The 15561-nt window shown below is 47.8% G+C and carries 16 protein-coding genes; 3 read left to right on the forward strand and 13 right to left on the reverse strand.

All coding sequences use genetic code 11. The annotated features are described in order from the left end of the window. Positions 1-21: 21 nt before the first annotated feature. Positions 22-180 carry a hypothetical protein gene (locus AU387_RS20385; protein WP_063623095.1) on the reverse strand — a complete coding sequence of 53 codons (159 nt, stop codon included), beginning with the start codon at positions 178-180 and terminating at the stop codon, positions 22-24. A 28-nt stretch (positions 181-208) separates the two neighbouring features. After that, positions 209-799: a DNA-3-methyladenine glycosylase gene (locus tag AU387_RS06385; protein ID WP_059335217.1), complete on the reverse strand. Its 591-nt coding sequence runs from the start codon at positions 797-799 to the stop codon at positions 209-211. 128 nt (positions 800-927) lie between these two features. Between AU387_RS06385 and katX the strand changes: the two genes are divergently transcribed. After that, positions 928-2571, forward strand: coding sequence for a catalase KatX (katX, locus tag AU387_RS06390; protein ID WP_059335218.1), 1644 nt, complete (start codon positions 928-930; stop codon positions 2569-2571). A 97-nt stretch (positions 2572-2668) separates the two neighbouring features. After that, a complete protein-coding gene (locus AU387_RS06395) occupies positions 2669-3871 on the forward strand; it encodes an MFS transporter (protein ID WP_059335219.1) in 1203 nt (400 codons plus the stop codon). Here the strand turns inward: AU387_RS06395 and AU387_RS06400 are convergent. From AU387_RS06400 to sigY, 6 genes are read right to left on the reverse strand one after another with little or no spacing between them, the layout of a single operon-like run. Next, positions 3868-4644 (reverse strand): ABC transporter permease, encoded by a 777-nt coding sequence (locus tag AU387_RS06400; protein WP_059335220.1) that lies wholly within the window; start codon positions 4642-4644, stop codon positions 3868-3870. The genes AU387_RS06395 and AU387_RS06400 overlap by 4 nt on opposite strands. After that, positions 4641-5528, reverse strand: a complete 888-nt coding sequence (locus AU387_RS06405; RefSeq protein WP_044160002.1) for an ABC transporter ATP-binding protein — start codon at positions 5526-5528, stop codon at positions 4641-4643. Before AU387_RS06405 ends, AU387_RS06400 begins: the two co-directional genes overlap by 4 nt. Positions 5529-5534: 6 nt before the next feature. Then, on the reverse strand, positions 5535-5723 hold the full coding sequence (yxlE, locus tag AU387_RS06410; protein WP_024123344.1) for a sigma Y negative regulator YxlE: 189 nt from the start codon (positions 5721-5723) through the stop codon (positions 5535-5537). Beyond that, entirely contained in the window at positions 5723-5926 is a 204-nt protein-coding gene (gene yxlD / locus AU387_RS06415; RefSeq protein ID WP_044160003.1) for a sigma Y negative regulator YxlD, read from the reverse strand. Before yxlD ends, yxlE begins: the two co-directional genes overlap by 1 nt. Beyond that, complete coding sequence (locus AU387_RS06420) at positions 5926-6243, reverse strand: YxlC family protein (RefSeq protein ID WP_044160004.1); 318 nt, start codon at positions 6241-6243, stop codon at positions 5926-5928. The genes yxlD and AU387_RS06420 overlap by 1 nt, the downstream gene beginning before the upstream one ends. Next, on the reverse strand, positions 6236-6772 hold the full coding sequence (gene sigY / locus AU387_RS06425; protein ID WP_044160005.1) for an RNA polymerase sigma factor SigY: 537 nt from the start codon (positions 6770-6772) through the stop codon (positions 6236-6238). Before sigY ends, AU387_RS06420 begins: the two co-directional genes overlap by 8 nt. A gap of 213 nt (positions 6773-6985) precedes the next feature. Between sigY and AU387_RS06430 the strand changes: the two genes are divergently transcribed. Further along, complete coding sequence (locus AU387_RS06430; RefSeq protein WP_059335221.1) at positions 6986-8359, forward strand: purine-cytosine permease family protein; 1374 nt, start codon at positions 6986-6988, stop codon at positions 8357-8359. Between the two features lie 12 nt (positions 8360-8371). Here the strand turns inward: AU387_RS06430 and AU387_RS06435 are convergent, their stop codons facing one another. From AU387_RS06435 to cydA, 5 genes are all read right to left on the reverse strand, one after another. Beyond that, on the reverse strand, positions 8372-9202 hold the full coding sequence (locus tag AU387_RS06435; RefSeq protein ID WP_059335222.1) for an NAD(P)H-hydrate dehydratase: 831 nt from the start codon (positions 9200-9202) through the stop codon (positions 8372-8374). Positions 9203-9287: 85 nt separating this feature from the next. Then, positions 9288-11012 (reverse strand): thiol reductant ABC exporter subunit CydC, encoded by a 1725-nt coding sequence (cydC, locus tag AU387_RS06440; protein WP_059335223.1) that lies wholly within the window; start codon positions 11010-11012, stop codon positions 9288-9290. Continuing rightward, positions 11009-12712 carry a thiol reductant ABC exporter subunit CydD gene (cydD, locus tag AU387_RS06445; RefSeq protein WP_059335224.1) on the reverse strand — a complete coding sequence of 568 codons (1704 nt, stop codon included), beginning with the start codon at positions 12710-12712 and terminating at the stop codon, positions 11009-11011. The genes cydC and cydD overlap by 4 nt, the downstream gene beginning before the upstream one ends. Then, positions 12712-13728 carry a cytochrome d ubiquinol oxidase subunit II gene (gene cydB / locus AU387_RS06450; protein ID WP_044160009.1) on the reverse strand — a complete coding sequence of 339 codons (1017 nt, stop codon included), beginning with the start codon at positions 13726-13728 and terminating at the stop codon, positions 12712-12714. The genes cydD and cydB overlap by 1 nt, the downstream gene beginning before the upstream one ends. Then, complete coding sequence (gene cydA, locus AU387_RS06455) at positions 13712-15118, reverse strand: cytochrome ubiquinol oxidase subunit I (protein WP_059292235.1); 1407 nt, start codon at positions 15116-15118, stop codon at positions 13712-13714. The genes cydB and cydA overlap by 17 nt, the downstream gene beginning before the upstream one ends. Positions 15119-15561: the final 443 nt, after the last annotated feature.

Below are 15561 nucleotides of genomic sequence, written 5' to 3' on the forward strand. Positions count from 1 at the left end.
CCCATAAAAAAACAGCCGGGATCAGCCGGCTGTTCGGGATGCGGACATGTTCTTTTGTTTAGACGCTTTGCGGTCCTTCATGATTTTTCGAACAACCGGGTAAATGACCGGCGCCCATTTGATAACGGTTTTGATCATTTTTTTCAAAGCTCCGATTCTCCCTTCTTTTTTCTCAATCATTCCCCTGATTCCCCTTTGCTTAAACATACTAACGCGACACGTACCTGTTTCCCGTCACCCAGAAACGCCACGGATAATCGCGCGCCTCTCCGCTGTTGTCGATGCCGATGCGCGGACCGGTTGACATGTCTTCCGGTGTGTACCCGCTTTCAATGTAAAGCGGCTGTTCCGTGATCCAGCGTCCGTAGTCATTCATCGTGACGCCAAGCGCTTTCGTTAACTTTCCGGGACCATTTGTCCATTCTCTCGGACGCCGGCCAGGCCTTCTTTCCTCCATTAACAGCTGGCCTTCATGAGGCTCAATCGCCCTGATTAATACCGCTTGCGGAACATCCTCTTCTGCGGCAACGACGTTCAGCAATGTATGGGTGTGCATCACATACGTATACACACGGCCAGCTTCAGCAAACATAATCTCAGTCCGCTTCGTCCGGCGGTTGTTAAAGCTGTGGGCTGCTCTGTCCCCGGCTCCCATATAGGCCTCTGTTTCCACAATAAAACCTGAAGCTGTTCCTTCATCCGTTTCCTTTACCAAAAGACAGCCGAGAAGAGAAGGAGCCAGTTCTAGGGCCGTTTTTTGATAAAACTCGATGGGCAGCGGATTTCTTTTTCTGGTCACGAATGTCGTACTCTCCTTTTTTCGTTTTGGTAATTGTACCATTCCCGAAGCAGCTAAAAAAAAAACTTCCGTTTTAAAATTCTTCCATTAAGGGCATATTGTTACCGTTCAAAAAGGAGGCTCAACCAATGAAAGATGATCATCAAAAAGAGTATCACGGCACAAATGTCGAAGGCAGTGAGGATGCGCTTTCTCATAAGACATCCGGGAAAAACGAGTCAGAGGATACCTTGACGAACAGACAGGGGCATCCCGTCACCGACAACCAGAATGTGAGGACGGTCGGGAACAGAGGGCCGACAACGCTGGAAAATTACGATTTTCTCGAAAAAATCAGCCACTTTGACAGGGAACGCATTCCCGAACGTGTTGTGCATGCCAGGGGTGCAGGCGCACATGGGTATTTCGAAGCCTATGGCAGTTTTGGAGACGAGCCGATTTCAAAGTACACGCGAGCAAAGCTTTTCCAGGAAAAAGGCAAGAAAACGCCGGCATTTGTCCGTTTTTCCACGGTGAATCACGGCAAACATTCACCTGAAACCTTACGGGACCCGCGCGGCTTTGCCGTTAAGCTTTATACCGAAGACGGAAACTGGGATTTGGTCGGGAACAACCTGAAAATCTTTTTTATTCGCGATCCGCTGAAATTCCCGGATCTTGTACACGCGTTTCAGCCTGATCCGGTGACCAATATCCAAGATGGTGAACGTATTTTCGACTTCATTTCTCAATCTCCTGAAGCGACACATATGATCACATTCTTGTTTTCGCCTTGGGGCATTCCCGCCAACTACCGGCAGATGCAGGGTTCAGGCGTTCATGCCTACAAATGGGTGAATGAGGAAGGCAAGGCCGTTCTTGTGAAATACCATTTTGAACCGAAACAGGGCATCCGCAACCTGACACAGAAGGAAGCGGAAGAGATTCAGGGGAAAAACTTCAACCACGCGACACAGGATTTGTATGAAGCGATTGAAAACGGCGATTATCCGGAATGGGAGGTGTATGCCCAAGTCATGAGTGATGACGAGCATCCGGAGCTCGACTTTGATCCGCTTGATCCGACTAAGCTGTGGTATAAAGAGGACTTCCCGTGGAAGCCGATCGGCAAATTAGTGTTAAACAAAAACCCTGAGAATTACCATTCTGAAGTAGAACAGGCTTCATTCGGTACTGGGGTCCTTGTCGACGGGCTTGATTTTTCTGATGACAAATTGCTTCAAGGCCGGACGTTTTCCTATTCCGATACGCAGCGGTACAGAGTTGGCGCAAACTACCTGCAGCTGCCAATCAACTCACCGAAAAAGCACGTCGCGACCAACCAGCAAGGGGGGCAAATGCAATACCGCGTGGATATCGGCGAAGGTCAAAATCCGCATGTCAACTATGAACCGTCAATTATGGGCGGGCTGAAGGAAGCGAAGCAAGATGGTAAAGACCACACCCCGCATGTCGAAGGTAACCTGAAGCGGGAAGCGATCGACAGAAAGAACAATTTCGGACAAGCCGGTGAAACGTACCGGAGATTTACTGAGTTTGAGCGTACTGAACTCATCACAAATCTGGTCAATACGCTTTCAACCTGCAGAAAAGAAATTCAGGAGCAAATGATTGAGAATTTCACAAAAGCCGATCCGGACTACGGAAAACGCGTTGCGGAAGGGCTGAAAAAGGCTTCAGAAAATAACAGCAACGGACCGATCGGCACGACAGAAACGGCTCAAGCCGCCGAGCAGGCTGAACAGGAAAGCCATCCGTCTGATCCGTATTAACACCAAGAACAGGACTTTTTGAAGTCCTGTTTTTTATTTCCCTATTGAAACGTTTTCACTCATTGTGTTGTACTGGAAGAAAAGAGGTGGTGAGAGCATGGAAATACAGCAGCCGCTGATGCCTCAGCAGAAAACAATCGGTGCTTTAGATCACGCCGTTTTCTTATGCATGGTATTTTGTTTTTGGTTTTCGGGCTATATTTACGTTCCTGTTTTCAGCCTGTATTTGGAGGATCTGCACTTTTCATACGGAGCGATCGGCATGATTCTTGGAAGCTATGGGGTGACCCAAATCCTGCTGCGGTTCCCGCTTGGGCTTCTGTCAGAAATTCTTTTTTCTCTGCGCAAGTCATTGTTAATCGCCGGCTTTGGATGTTCCATTCTCAGCAGCGTGCTTTTTCTTGCGTTTGATTCTTTTTTCTTCGTCCTGACCGCCCGGCTTCTCGCGGGGATTACAGCATCCATGTGGGTGATGGCGACGATTCTATACACTCATTATTTCAAAGATGGCAGTGCCTCAAAAGCAATGGGCATCATGCAGTTTTTTACCGTCATGCCTCAGTTTGTCAGCATTGTGTTCTGCGGGCTTGCAGCAGCGCATTTAGGCAGGCAGGTTCCGTTTTGGATGGCACTGACTGCTTCGGGCATCGGCCTTGTGATATGCTGCTTTATGAAAGATCCGTCGACTTTTCCCGCTCATCACAAGACTGTCCGTATGCCGCAATACATCAGGGACACATTGCGGCTGCCGAAGCTGAAGCTTTTCACGATTCTATCTATGACCGCACATGCCGTGCTATTTATGACGGTGTTTGGTTTTACGCCGCTTTACACGAATCAGCTCGGAATGGGAGACATCGAACTGCTTTGGGTGATGAGCGCCTTTTTTCTCCCTCATGCAGCGGCTACCCTGAGCTTTTTGTTTTTGCGTTTTACCGGAAGAATCGCCTATGTCACCTTGCTGATCTGTTTTGCTGTCATTGGAGTCTGTTTGATGTTCGTTCCTTTTTCAGCTTCATTGCTCACGGTTTGCATGACCCATGCTTTCATCGGTCTGGCGCTTGGCCTTGTGTTTCCCCTATTGTTAAGCCGGGTCGTCGATATCAGCTCAGCGCGTTTAAAAATGTCAGCCATGGGATTTTATCAATCGTTTTATGCACTGGGCATCTTTACCGGCCCCCTTCTCGCCGGAAAAATCGCACAGGTTTTCGGTTTGCCGGAGGTATTTTATGGAGCCGGATTGATGGCATTGGCCGCTATGATGATGATGCTGGCCACAAAGCGGAAACTGATCAGTTAATAGCTTTCATACCGCCGGAAGCGCCACACAGAAAAAACGGCCAGAAGCACGATGCACAGAATGGAGAATGTGAGCGACCATCCGAAAAAGTCCGCCCGCTCTCCATGAAGCAGAATATGCTCCGCCTGCTTGCAAAGCTCAGCCGGCAGCCATTTCGCACCATCAGGAAAAAGCGAGACAGCAAAGGAAACGGCAGCAGTCAGCCCAATCCCGGCTGCCGCGGCTGCTCCGAGAGACCGAAACATCGTGCTGCCGGCAAGCCCTGCAGTAACAATAAACATCATCCAAAGAGAGTGGAGGCCGAGGCTTGCTGCAAAGCGGCTGAACGATGCGTGCTCAAACAATATCCGGACGTAATAATAAGCAAGTCCGTACCCAGCTGCAAACGACGCGATTCCGATCATGCTTTGGGTGATCCATTTGTTCAATATATACTGGGCTGCCGTCACAGGCCGCGACATAATCAGAGCCGTTACACCTTGATTTCTTTCATTCGCCACACTGCCCATGACACTGAAGATGATCAGCGCCATGCCAAGCGTGTTGAATTGGGAAAGCGTGCTCACCATCACCTCAGATCCGGAAGGCATGGTAAAACTGATTTTCATACCGTCTGGAAGATTCCCCCCATGCGCAATGATTTCCGGCATATAATAAATGGTCAGCGGCTGCGTCAGCCCCACGATCATCATCGCAATGGGCAGCCAGATCAGCTTTCCGCTTCTCCAGCCTTCCAGCCATTCCTTTTGTAATAGCGTCATCATGACATTCATGCGTGCACCACCTTAAGATAGACGTCTTCGAGAGACTCCGTTTTCTGTTCAAAACGGGTGACTGTCAATCCCATTTGGATACAATCACTCAGCAATATCCTGCCAGAGCCTGTATCGCTTAGCTCAAAAACAGCTTGAGACGGATTCATATAGACAACATCGGATATATAAGGCTTCTCTTCAAGCCAGCCCTTCAGTTTCTCTTTCACAGTAAGAGTGAAAACATTCGTTTGATGCTGTTCTTTGAGCTGCTGTAAAGCGCCTTTCCATGAAATCTCGCCGCTTTTCATGATCACGACTTGATCACACACCTGCTCCGCATCGTGCAAAACATGAGTAGAAAACAGAACAGCCATATGTTTTTTCAGCTCCCGCATCATATCCAGCACCTCGATACGCCCTGAAGGGTCCAGGGCAGAAACCGGTTCATCCAAAATCAAAAGCTTCGGTTTATGAAGCAGAGCCTGAGCCAGACCGAGCCTTTGTTTCATGCCGCCAGAATAACCGCCGATTCTTTTGTTTGCCGCGTCCTGCAAACCGACAAACGCCAGCATTTCGCCTATTTTCTCTTGGCATTTTTTCTTTGAAAGGCCAGACAGTCTCCCGGCAAAGGTTAAAAATTCATTTGCCGTCATCCATGAATAAAAAGCCGGGTACTGCGGAAGGTAGCCGATCATACTGCGATCTGCCTTTTTCTCCCCGTACAGCTTGACCGTCCCGGAGGTGGGTGACAGCAGTCCGGACAGCATTTGAAGCGTTGTGGTTTTACCAGCCCCATTCGGTCCTAATAGAGCGACACACTCGTTCTCCTTGACTTGAAAGCTGACATCCCGTACAGCTTGATGATGCCGATATGATTTGCATAATGACTCAATAGATAGCATGCTCGCTCACCTTTGCTTTCTGCCGACGGTAAAAAATAAAATCGGCCCAATAATATTGATGCATATAATCACTGCTGCCCACATCCATTTCGGCCCGTTTGTCCGCTCTTCTTTCACACAGCTGATCAGGGCAAACACTGCCAGCACGGCCTGTAACACAATCAGAGGTACAATCATTTCCCAAGAAATATTCATTAGCTGATCCTCCTATTTTTTCGGTCAGGCCTTATCACAAAAAAGTAATAGCAAATCAGAGGCATCGGCGCTGTAATCAGTCCGACAATTCCCCATACCCATGCCAGACGATCCCGTTTTTTCGCATCAATGAATAAAAAGATTCCCTGTGCCAATACAATCAGATAAGCAAACACAAAAATCGTCAAATCTGTTTGGAACATCAGCGCTTCACCTCACGTTCGCCAAAGTATCTTTTTTTCTCAGCCGCAATCAAAATCGGCAGGACAGCCAGCACACAGACCTGAAGCACGACAAAAGCAGCGGGAACTTGAGTAAATGCCAGAGTCGCCGCGCTTACCACCATCAGTGCACAGAACACAAATAAGATAACTTCTTTCAGCACGCTTTTTCTTCGTTCGGCTTTCATTTGTAACAGCTGATCAAGCAATTCTTTTTGACTCGGTATAATCGGGTTGGCGCATTGGTCAATTTTCTGCAATTCCGATTTTAAATGAACAGATCGCTTTTCTTTATTCATCAGTCCACTCCTTTCTGATTTGCTGGAGCCCTTTATGGACTCTGGACTTTACCGTGCCTTCTTTGATATGCAGCATCATCCCGATATCAGCATAGGTATAGCCGTAATAGTGCCTTAATAAAACGGGCGTGCGCAGCTTCGGGTCAAGCTGAGAAAAGAGATCAAGCGTCTCGCTCCACTCAGAGCCTTTCATTGACACATCCCATTTGATCTTGCGTATCGTTTCCTCTGTAACAGCCTGATTTCGTTTCCATTCTCTCTTCCTCTTTTTCTGGTGATCAAGGTAGAGTCTTGACGCGATAGAGATCAGCCAAGTGGAGAATTTGGATCGCCCTTGAAAACTCCCCAGATGGACGTACCCTTTCAGAAAGGTTTCCTGAACTAGATCCTCGCTGATGTCAGGGTGAAGGGAAAGCTTTAACAAGTATTTGTATAGAAAAGAATAATAATGCTGAAATAGGGCTGTAAACGCCTCGTCGCTTCCCTCTTTCGCCTGCTGAATCAATTGCTGTTCTTCATTTGTATCCAACGGCCGCAATCCCCCCTTTTTTTGTTATCTTGCCTTATGAGACGACACCGGATTCCAGAGCGTTCAACTTTTTTTATAATTCTTTTGATCTATTGACTTCACTGGCTTCTCATTGGTTTTCGTGAACATCTAAATTTGTAAAGCGAAGTACAGTCTGTTAAGCTATGTTTTTATGTCTATTTCAAAATTTCATTATATATGGAGGACGATGCATTGAAAGTAGAAAGGCGAACGATTGAATATATTCCGAATGAAGAAAGACATGGTAAAGCAAAAGATTTATTTCCCGTATGGTTCGGGGCCAATATGCATATCACCACGTTAGTGACCGGTACTCTTCCCGTTGCAATGGGACTTAATCTGTTTTGGAGTGTTGCCGCTATTATTTGCGGAACCTTAATCGGTGCCATATTTATGGCTTCTCATTCCGCGCAAGGACCCCAGCTCGGCATCCCGCAAATGATTCAAAGCCGTGCCCAATTCGGCGTAATTGGAGCGATTCTTCCCCTCTTCTTAGTCATGTTTATCTACCTTGGTTTCTTCGCAAGCAGTACAATTCTGGCGGCCGGGACCTTAAGCAGCTTTGTTCCCATCCCGGGATCATGGAGCATTATAGGCTTAAGCGCCGCATGTTTTTTACTCACCATTTTCGGTCATGATTTGATTCACAAAATGCAAAAAATCCTTTCTTGGACTTCTTTTGCCGTATTTTTTGCTGCAACGATACTCATTTTCCAATTACCGATTCCGACAGGCAGCTGGATGCCCGGGACGGTCGACTTGCCCGTTTTCTTGGTCGCAGTCAGCGCCGTAGCAACTTGGCAGCTTGCCTATGCGCCTTATGTCGCCGATTATTCCAGATATCTGCCAATTAAAACACCGGCGTCCCAAACGTTTTGGTACAGCTATGCAGGAACATCTGTCAGCTCCATCTGGATGATGCTGCTCGGCGCGCTGCTGACCACGGCACTTCCTGATTTTACGACAAACTCAGGGACCCAGATTGTGCAATTGTTCGGCCCCTTCTCGTTCATTATGCTGATCATTGTTTTATTTGGCCAGATGGCGATTAATGTCTTTAACTTGTATGGAGCTTTTATGTCCACGACGACTACGCTTGAGCCGTTTCTGAAATTAAAAGTCACACCGAAAATCAGAATCATCATGATCCTTGGCGTCACCGTCGTCGGAACAGTCCTAAGCCTTCTCGGGCAAAGTAATTTTATGGAGCTGTTTTTGAATTTTATCTTTTTTATCAGTTATTTCTTAATTCCATGGACGGCGATCAATTTAGTGGATTACTACTTCGTCCGCCACGGGAGCTATGAGGTCAAAGCGATGTTTGATGTCAACGGGCCATATGGAAGAGTCAATTGGATCACAACGATTGCTTTCATTCTGTCCATCTTGTTAGAAATTCCGTTTATCAATACATCCTTTTACATCGGGCCATTGGCAAAAATGTTTGGCGGCGGGGATATCGCATGGATTATCGGCTTAGCTGTGCCTTCTGTTCTATATTATGTACTCATGAAACCGCGCCTGAAAAAACGAGCGGGCTATCAAGAAAAGCTGTCTTCCCTATGAAGACAGCTTTTTTCATTCAAATCGTTTCCACACACGAGGCAACATGTCAGAGAGCTCGTGGGCAAGCAGCGTATGGGCAGAGTGTTCGTCAGTCCAAAGCTCGGCGCATGCACCGTGCAAGTATACGGCATTTAATACGGCATGTTTCGTGTCTTTGTGGCAGCAAAGCATGCCCAATATCATTCCCGTCAGTGTGTCGCCGGTTCCGCCTTTGGCGAGTGCCCCGTTTCCGGTCGGATTGCTCCAGCAGTCGCCATCGGGAAACGCGATGATGGTTTGATTTCCTTTTAACACGATCACCGTTTGCAGCTGAACCGCCCACTCCTTGGCATATTCTGCTCTTTTATTTTGTAAGTCTTTCACCGGAACCCCTGTCATTCGGGAAAACTCACCTGGATGCGGCGTAAGGATGACGGGCGCCTTCCGTTTCGGATACGTGCGCTTTGTCAGCGCCCCGGCATCCAAAATAACAGGACAATCCTTCTCAAGAACATGATCAACGGCCTGCTGCACCCTCTCTGTTTGCGGAAGCCCCGAACCGATCGCAATTGCCCGGTATGTCTCTTCAAGGCGAGAGCCCGCCGCTTTTTCCCAGCCGTCCCGCCAATACGTGGCCTCCGACAGAACCGGAACGATCAGCGGGATCACGCTTTCAGACGTGCCGATGACAAGCTTGCCGAGACCGCTCCGCATGGCTCCAAGCCCGGCTAAAAGCGCAGCGCCCGGCATGTCGTCGCTTCCCGCCAGCAGCAAAGCCGTACCGTACGTACCTTTATGGCTCACTGCATCTCTTTCAGGGAGCGCAGCCCTCACATGCTCTTCCGTCCAAATCGGAACATTCATATCCATACCTCCTCTTATTTCTCTTCTTATTTTTCCTGCACTTCTTCTTTTTCAAACAAAAAAAGACAGCCTCAGAGACTGTCTTTTATTTTACAGGAACGTCGAGATGATAAAGCCGGCGATACCGTTCGTTCGTCGCCAGCAGTTCCTCGTGTGTTCCTTCCATTTCTGTTTTTCCGTTTTCCAGAAAGACGATTTTATCGGCCGCTTCCACTCCCGCCAAGTGATGCGTAATCCAAAGAATCGTTTTACCTTTCAGCACCTCAAACACGATTTCCATCAGTTCGCGTTCCGTGATAGGGTCCAAGCCTACTGTAGGCTCATCAAGTATAATGATCGGCGTATCCTGCAGCAAAATCCGGGCGAGCGCGATCCGCTGCCGCTCTCCTCCTGAAAATCGGATTCCGGTTTCCTGAACTGAAGTATGATATCCGTCAGGCAGCGACTCAATGTAATCATGCAGCTTCACTTGCTTTGCGGCGCGGCGCACATCCTCGTCGCTCGCCTTTCCGTTTCCGAGCCTGATGTTATTCAAAATGCTTGTATCAAACAAATGAGGCTTTTGATTTAACACAGCCACCGCATCAGCAATCTGATCCTTTACAAGCGCTGTTTCCACTCCGTTTAACGTTACCGAGCCTGAGTCAGGTTTCAATGCGCCCTCAATTAATGCGAGTGATGTTGATTTTCCTGAGCCGCTCCGGCCGAGCAGCGCCATTTTTTCTCCTTGGCGCAGCGTAAAGGAAAAATGGTTCAGTACTTGGCTGCTGTTGTCATAAGAAAACGTCACATCACGAAACGCCAAAGTGACGTCTTTGAGATCAAGCCTGTCAGCCGCAGACGCTGTTTGTGAAGCCCCCGGCTGAGCCACCTTGTTCATTCTTCTGATAGAATCCTGATAACCCGGCACTTCGCCCAACGCATCAGAAAGCGGCAGAAAAGCTTCTGTCAGCGGGAACACAACAAGCACAAAGGCAGCAATCATCGTTTTGGCTAGTTCGCCATTTGCATGCTGCCCCGCCGTCCAAAACAGCATCAGCAAAATAAGGCCGGCGACAAAGCATTGCGCGGCGAAATCCCGCCATCTTGTAAAACGATGTTTTTTGCGTTCCAGCTCAAACCAAGCGTTTTCTTCTCTTTCATAGGAATCAATAAAAGCATGCCAGCGTCCGCTGAACATCCAGTCGCTGACACCCATCACGGCATCTGTGAGACGGCTGTACAGCACGTTTCGCCCGCTTTTCAGCTTGGCATTCTTCGCCCGCGTCACAAGCAAAGACACGACCGGAAACAGCACAACCAGAACAAACAAATAAAGCGCCAGCAAAATGGCAAACGGCCAGGAGAAAAAGCCGAGCGCAATCACTGAAACAGCATACAAAAGCAAGGCTGAGATGGCAGGGAAAATGGTTTTTAAGAAGGCATCCTGCAAATGCTCAATATCCTCAGACAAAATGCCGAGCATATCTCCCGTGCGAAAACGGGACCGCAGCATCAAAGCGCCAGGCTCAAGCATGTTGTAAAGGCGGACGCGCATGTCTGACACGATTTTCAAAATGATATGATGCCCGATCAGGCGCTCCACATAGCGTGACACAGACCGGGCGATCCCAAAGGTTCGAACGGCGACAATCGGCACATAAATGAGCAGGATGTTCTCCGGCCTTGTCGCCGCCTTTGAAATTAAAAACCCTGAAGTAAACATGAGAAAAGCAGCGGAAAAAATCGTCACCGCGCCCAAAAAGACAACAAGAACAAACAGACGGGCATTTTGCTTGATATACGGCAGAATCCATTCTTCTTTCTTCATGCTCTTTCCCCCAGTTGTGCCTTCACGAGTTTGGTGTACACACCGTTTTTCGCCAGCAATTCATCGTGAGTCCCGATTTCTGCTGCCCTGCCTCCGTCCAGCACGATAATTTCATCCATATCGAGCATCCAATGGAGACGGTGTGTCGCGAGAAAGACGAGCTTGTCATCAAATAAATCCAGCATCGTTTCTTTTATTTCATATTCTGTTTCGATATCCAGATGGGCGGTCGGCTCATCCAGCAGCAGAATCGGGCGGTTACCCAAAAAAGCGCGGGCAAGCGCGACACGCTGAGCCTGACCGCCGCTGAGCGCCCGGCCGCCTTCTCCGATCCGTCCCTCTAATCCTTCAGGAAGGGTGTTTACAAACTCCATCAATCCCGCTGAGGAAGCAGCGCGGGCTGTATCTTCAGCAGAAGCGCTTGGGTGATAAAACCGGATATTGTTCGCTAGCGTATCATCAAAAATATAAGGATGCTGCGGAATATAGAGAAGGTTTTTCTGCCAGTTCCCGTCCTGCAGGTGCGAACGGCTTGAACCGTTCACACTGATAACACCGTCATCCGGCTCCAAAAATCCTCCAAGAATATCGATTAAAGTTGATTTTCCGGCACCGCTTGCTCCAATGATGCCGATTTTTTTCTTCCCTTTAAATGAAAGAGTCATATCAGACATCGCTCGGCCAACTGAGACACCTGACAGCTTCAGTTCATCGTGATTGGACCATGTTTCAAGCTGAAGCGGGGCCTCTTCTTTGAATCCCGGCTGAGATAATATGTCCTGAATCGTCTTGCCCGCTTCCTGACCATTAAGTGTCGCATGATAATCATTTCCCACTTCCCGCACTGGCAGAAAGTATTCAGGTGCCAGAATAAGCGCTGTTAAAGCGGGGCCAAGCAAAATACCGCCGTCTATCAAACGCAAGCCTAAAAACACAGCAACTGTCGCCACCGACAGCATCGTGAAAAAATCGAGAGCAAATGAAGATAAAAACGCCACCCGCAGTGTGCTCATTGTCGCTTTGCGATACCGCTCACTGACGTGGAAAATGTTTTTGCTATGCGATTTGCTCAATCCTAAAAAACGCAAAGTCTCCAATCCGCGAAGAGAATCAACGAAATGGTTGGACAATGTCTGGTATGATTTCCACTGGCGATCCGCTTTTCGCTGTGCGACAAGGCCAAGAAGAATCATAAAAAGAATCAGAATCGGCAGGGCCGCGACTAAAATAATCGCAGAAGTCCGATCCTGAAAAAACACGTAGATGACAACCGCAGCCGGCACAATCGCCATGCTGACCATTTTCGGCAAAAACAGCTCTAGATAGCGGCGGAATTGGCTGATGCCTTCCATCGCCAGCGTCACCATTTGCCCCGTCCCCTCTTTCTTTGCAAAGCGGGGGCCTAAGCGGAACAGCTGATCGAGAAAGCTTTTCCTCAAATCAGCTCCCGTCCGGGCGGCATAATGATAGACGATTTTCTGACGCGCCACTGTCACCCCGTGCCGCGCGACAAAAGCGATGAGGAAAAAGCCGATCACCGGAAACAGGGAGGCAATGCTCTTCCCGTTGAAAAGCCCGGTTACAGCTTCACTCAGCCACTCTGCCTGCATGATAATAGCGGCTGTCTGAATCAGCGTTAAGCAAGTAATCACGGTGAGAATCCGCTTCATTCCTTTATATCGAAACAGGTCTTTTCCCATTAATAAGTCATAGGCTCCTTATGACTGACGCGCTTCCGGAAGACATAATAGCTCCAGATCTGGCTGCCGATTACAAACGGCAATAGCGTTAATGCTGCAATTGACATGACTTTTAGCGAATAATCACCGGAAGAAGCGTTAGCTACTGTTAAATCGAACGCGCTTTGAATCGAGCTGACCATCACCCGAGGGAATAATGAAATGAAAATCATTCCTACGGTCAGAGCAAGCCCCGCGCCTGTCATCCCGAATGTCCATCCGTCTTTTTTCTTACGGATAAATACAGCCGCGAGCATAAAGCAGATGACAATCAAAACAACAAGCGGAATGGTAATCTCGCCGCGGCGTGTAAACATGTCTGTCTCATAAGCAGAAAGGGCCGCGAAGGCAAGAACCGCTACAAAAACAACACCCATTATCTTTTGTGCCATTTTCCGGGCGCGGTTTTGCAAATCACCAATCGTACGCAGCGTGATGAACATTAATCCATGCTGGAAGCAAAGAAGTGTTACGGTCACGCCGCCAAGTACAGAATATACATTGATATAATCAGATAAGTGCGCGTGAATGTTCATATCGGCATCAATCGGCATACCGCGGAATAATGTCGTAAATAACACACCGAGCACAAACGGAGGAATCAGACTGCCGAAGAAAACCACCCAGTCCCAAACCTTTACCCATTTCAAATGATCAACCTTGCCGCGGAATTCAAACGCGACCCCGCGGCCCATTAACGCAAGCAGCACAATGACAAACGGAATGTAATAACCGCTCAGCATTGTTGCATACCAGTTTGGAAACGCCGCGAAGATAGCACCCGCACCAGTCAAAAGCCATACTTCATTCGCGTCCCAGAACGGTCCGATCGTGTTGATCAGCACTCTGCGCTCTAATTCATTATGGCCAAGAAAACGGGTCGCCATGCCGACCCCAAAATCAAAGCCTTCCAAAAAGAAGAAACCTACAAACAATACAGCAACGAGTATAAACCAAAGATCATGAAGAGATGCCATGGTATACCTCCTGACTAAATGGATCTGTTGATACAGGAACATCATGATGATCACTATGCTCCGCACCTTTTTTAATCTCACGAATGAACAAGAAGACAAGCAATGCGCCCAAAATCAGATACATCACACCGAACGCGATGATTGAGAATAACAGGGAGCCCGCCGTTACGTTAGGCGACACGGATTGAGCCGTTGTCATCAAACCCATGACCGTCCAAGGCTGACGCCCGATTTCTGTCATAATCCAGCCCGCGGAGTTCGCAAGAAACGGGAAGGATATCAATGCGATCATGATGCGCAAATACCATTTGCTGTTTTCCAGCTTTTTGCGGCGGTTTAGCCAAAGGCCGCCTAACGCAGCAAGAATCATGACAACACCTGCTCCAACCATAATGCGGAAACTCCAGAACGTCGTTTTGACAGGCGGAATATAGTCGCCTTTTCCGTACACTTTTTCGTACTCTGCCTGAAGTGTTTTCATTCCTTTGACACTGCCGCTGAATTTTTGATAAGCCAGATAGCTCAATGCGTAAGGAACTTTGATTTCATTAGAGCTCTTTTCATTTTTCGTATCAATTGTGGCAAAAGCCGTCCAAGCGGCAGGGTCGCCGCTGTCTTCCCAAAGCCCTTCACTGGCAGCCATTTTCATTGGCTGTGACTCCATCAAGTGTTCAGCCTGCATGTGTCCGCTAAGGCCGACGCCAAGACCTGCACAAAGCCCGACAATCATTGCGAGTTTGAAAGATTGTTTAAAGAATGGCACTTCTTTTTTCTTTAATAGTTTAAAAGCACTGACACCGGCGATAAAGAAAGCCCCGGTGGCAAGCGCACCGAAAATGACGTGCGGAAATTCAACCCAAAGCTGCGGATTTGTAATCAGCGCGCCAAAGTCATTCATTTCCGCGCGGCCGTTTTTGATCGTAAAGCCGACCGGTTCCTGCATAAAGGAGTTCGCTGTTAAGATCCAGAAAGACGACATAATCGTTCCGAATGACACGAGCCAAATGCAGAGCGCATGAATTTTTTTAGGCAGGCGGTCCCACCCGAAAATCCATAATCCGATAAAAATAGATTCCATGAAAAACGCCAATAATGCTTCAATCGCAAGCGGCGCGCCAAATACATCTCCGACAAAACGGGAATAATCAGACCAGTTCAGTCCAAACTGGAATTCTTGCAAAATCCCCGTAACAACACCGACTGCGAAATTTATTAAGAATAAGTGTCCCCAAAACTTCGCCATTTTGAGGTACAGCTCATTTTTCTTCACAAGATAAAGAGTCTCCATCAACGCAACCATAAACACAAGCCCGATAGACATTGGCACAAACAAGAAATGAAACAACGTTGTTGATGCAAATTGAATGCGGGCTAATACTAATTCACTCATGCTTTATCCTCCATTTCCGGTTGAGCGTTATATTGTTCACTACTTCACAAGCAGAACCGAAACTTTGATCAGTATTTCACAAAATAGACGAAAAAAATATTGTTCAATATTTCACAAATACGTCAAAAAGTTGTCCAATATGATTCAAGATTGCCAGACTGACGAATGGCACGATCTCTAAATGGTTCATATTAAGTACTTTACAACGATCCGTTTCAAAAATAAAGCCCGAAATACCTAAAAAGTCCCACACTATGTGACGGATTATTGTCTATTTTGTTGCTGATTTATGACGGCTGCTAGGATAAATGACCCTTTATTATCGTACATCAACGCCTCGCTCCTTGCGAATAAAATGCTTGACCGGCATCAGCACTCGTTTCTCGGCACTCCGGCACTTCCGAAATTTAGTCAAAACGTCTCTTTTCATCTGAATCATAAAG

This window comes from Bacillus halotolerans (assembly GCF_001517105.1).
Taxonomy (GTDB): domain Bacteria; phylum Bacillota; class Bacilli; order Bacillales; family Bacillaceae; genus Bacillus; species Bacillus halotolerans.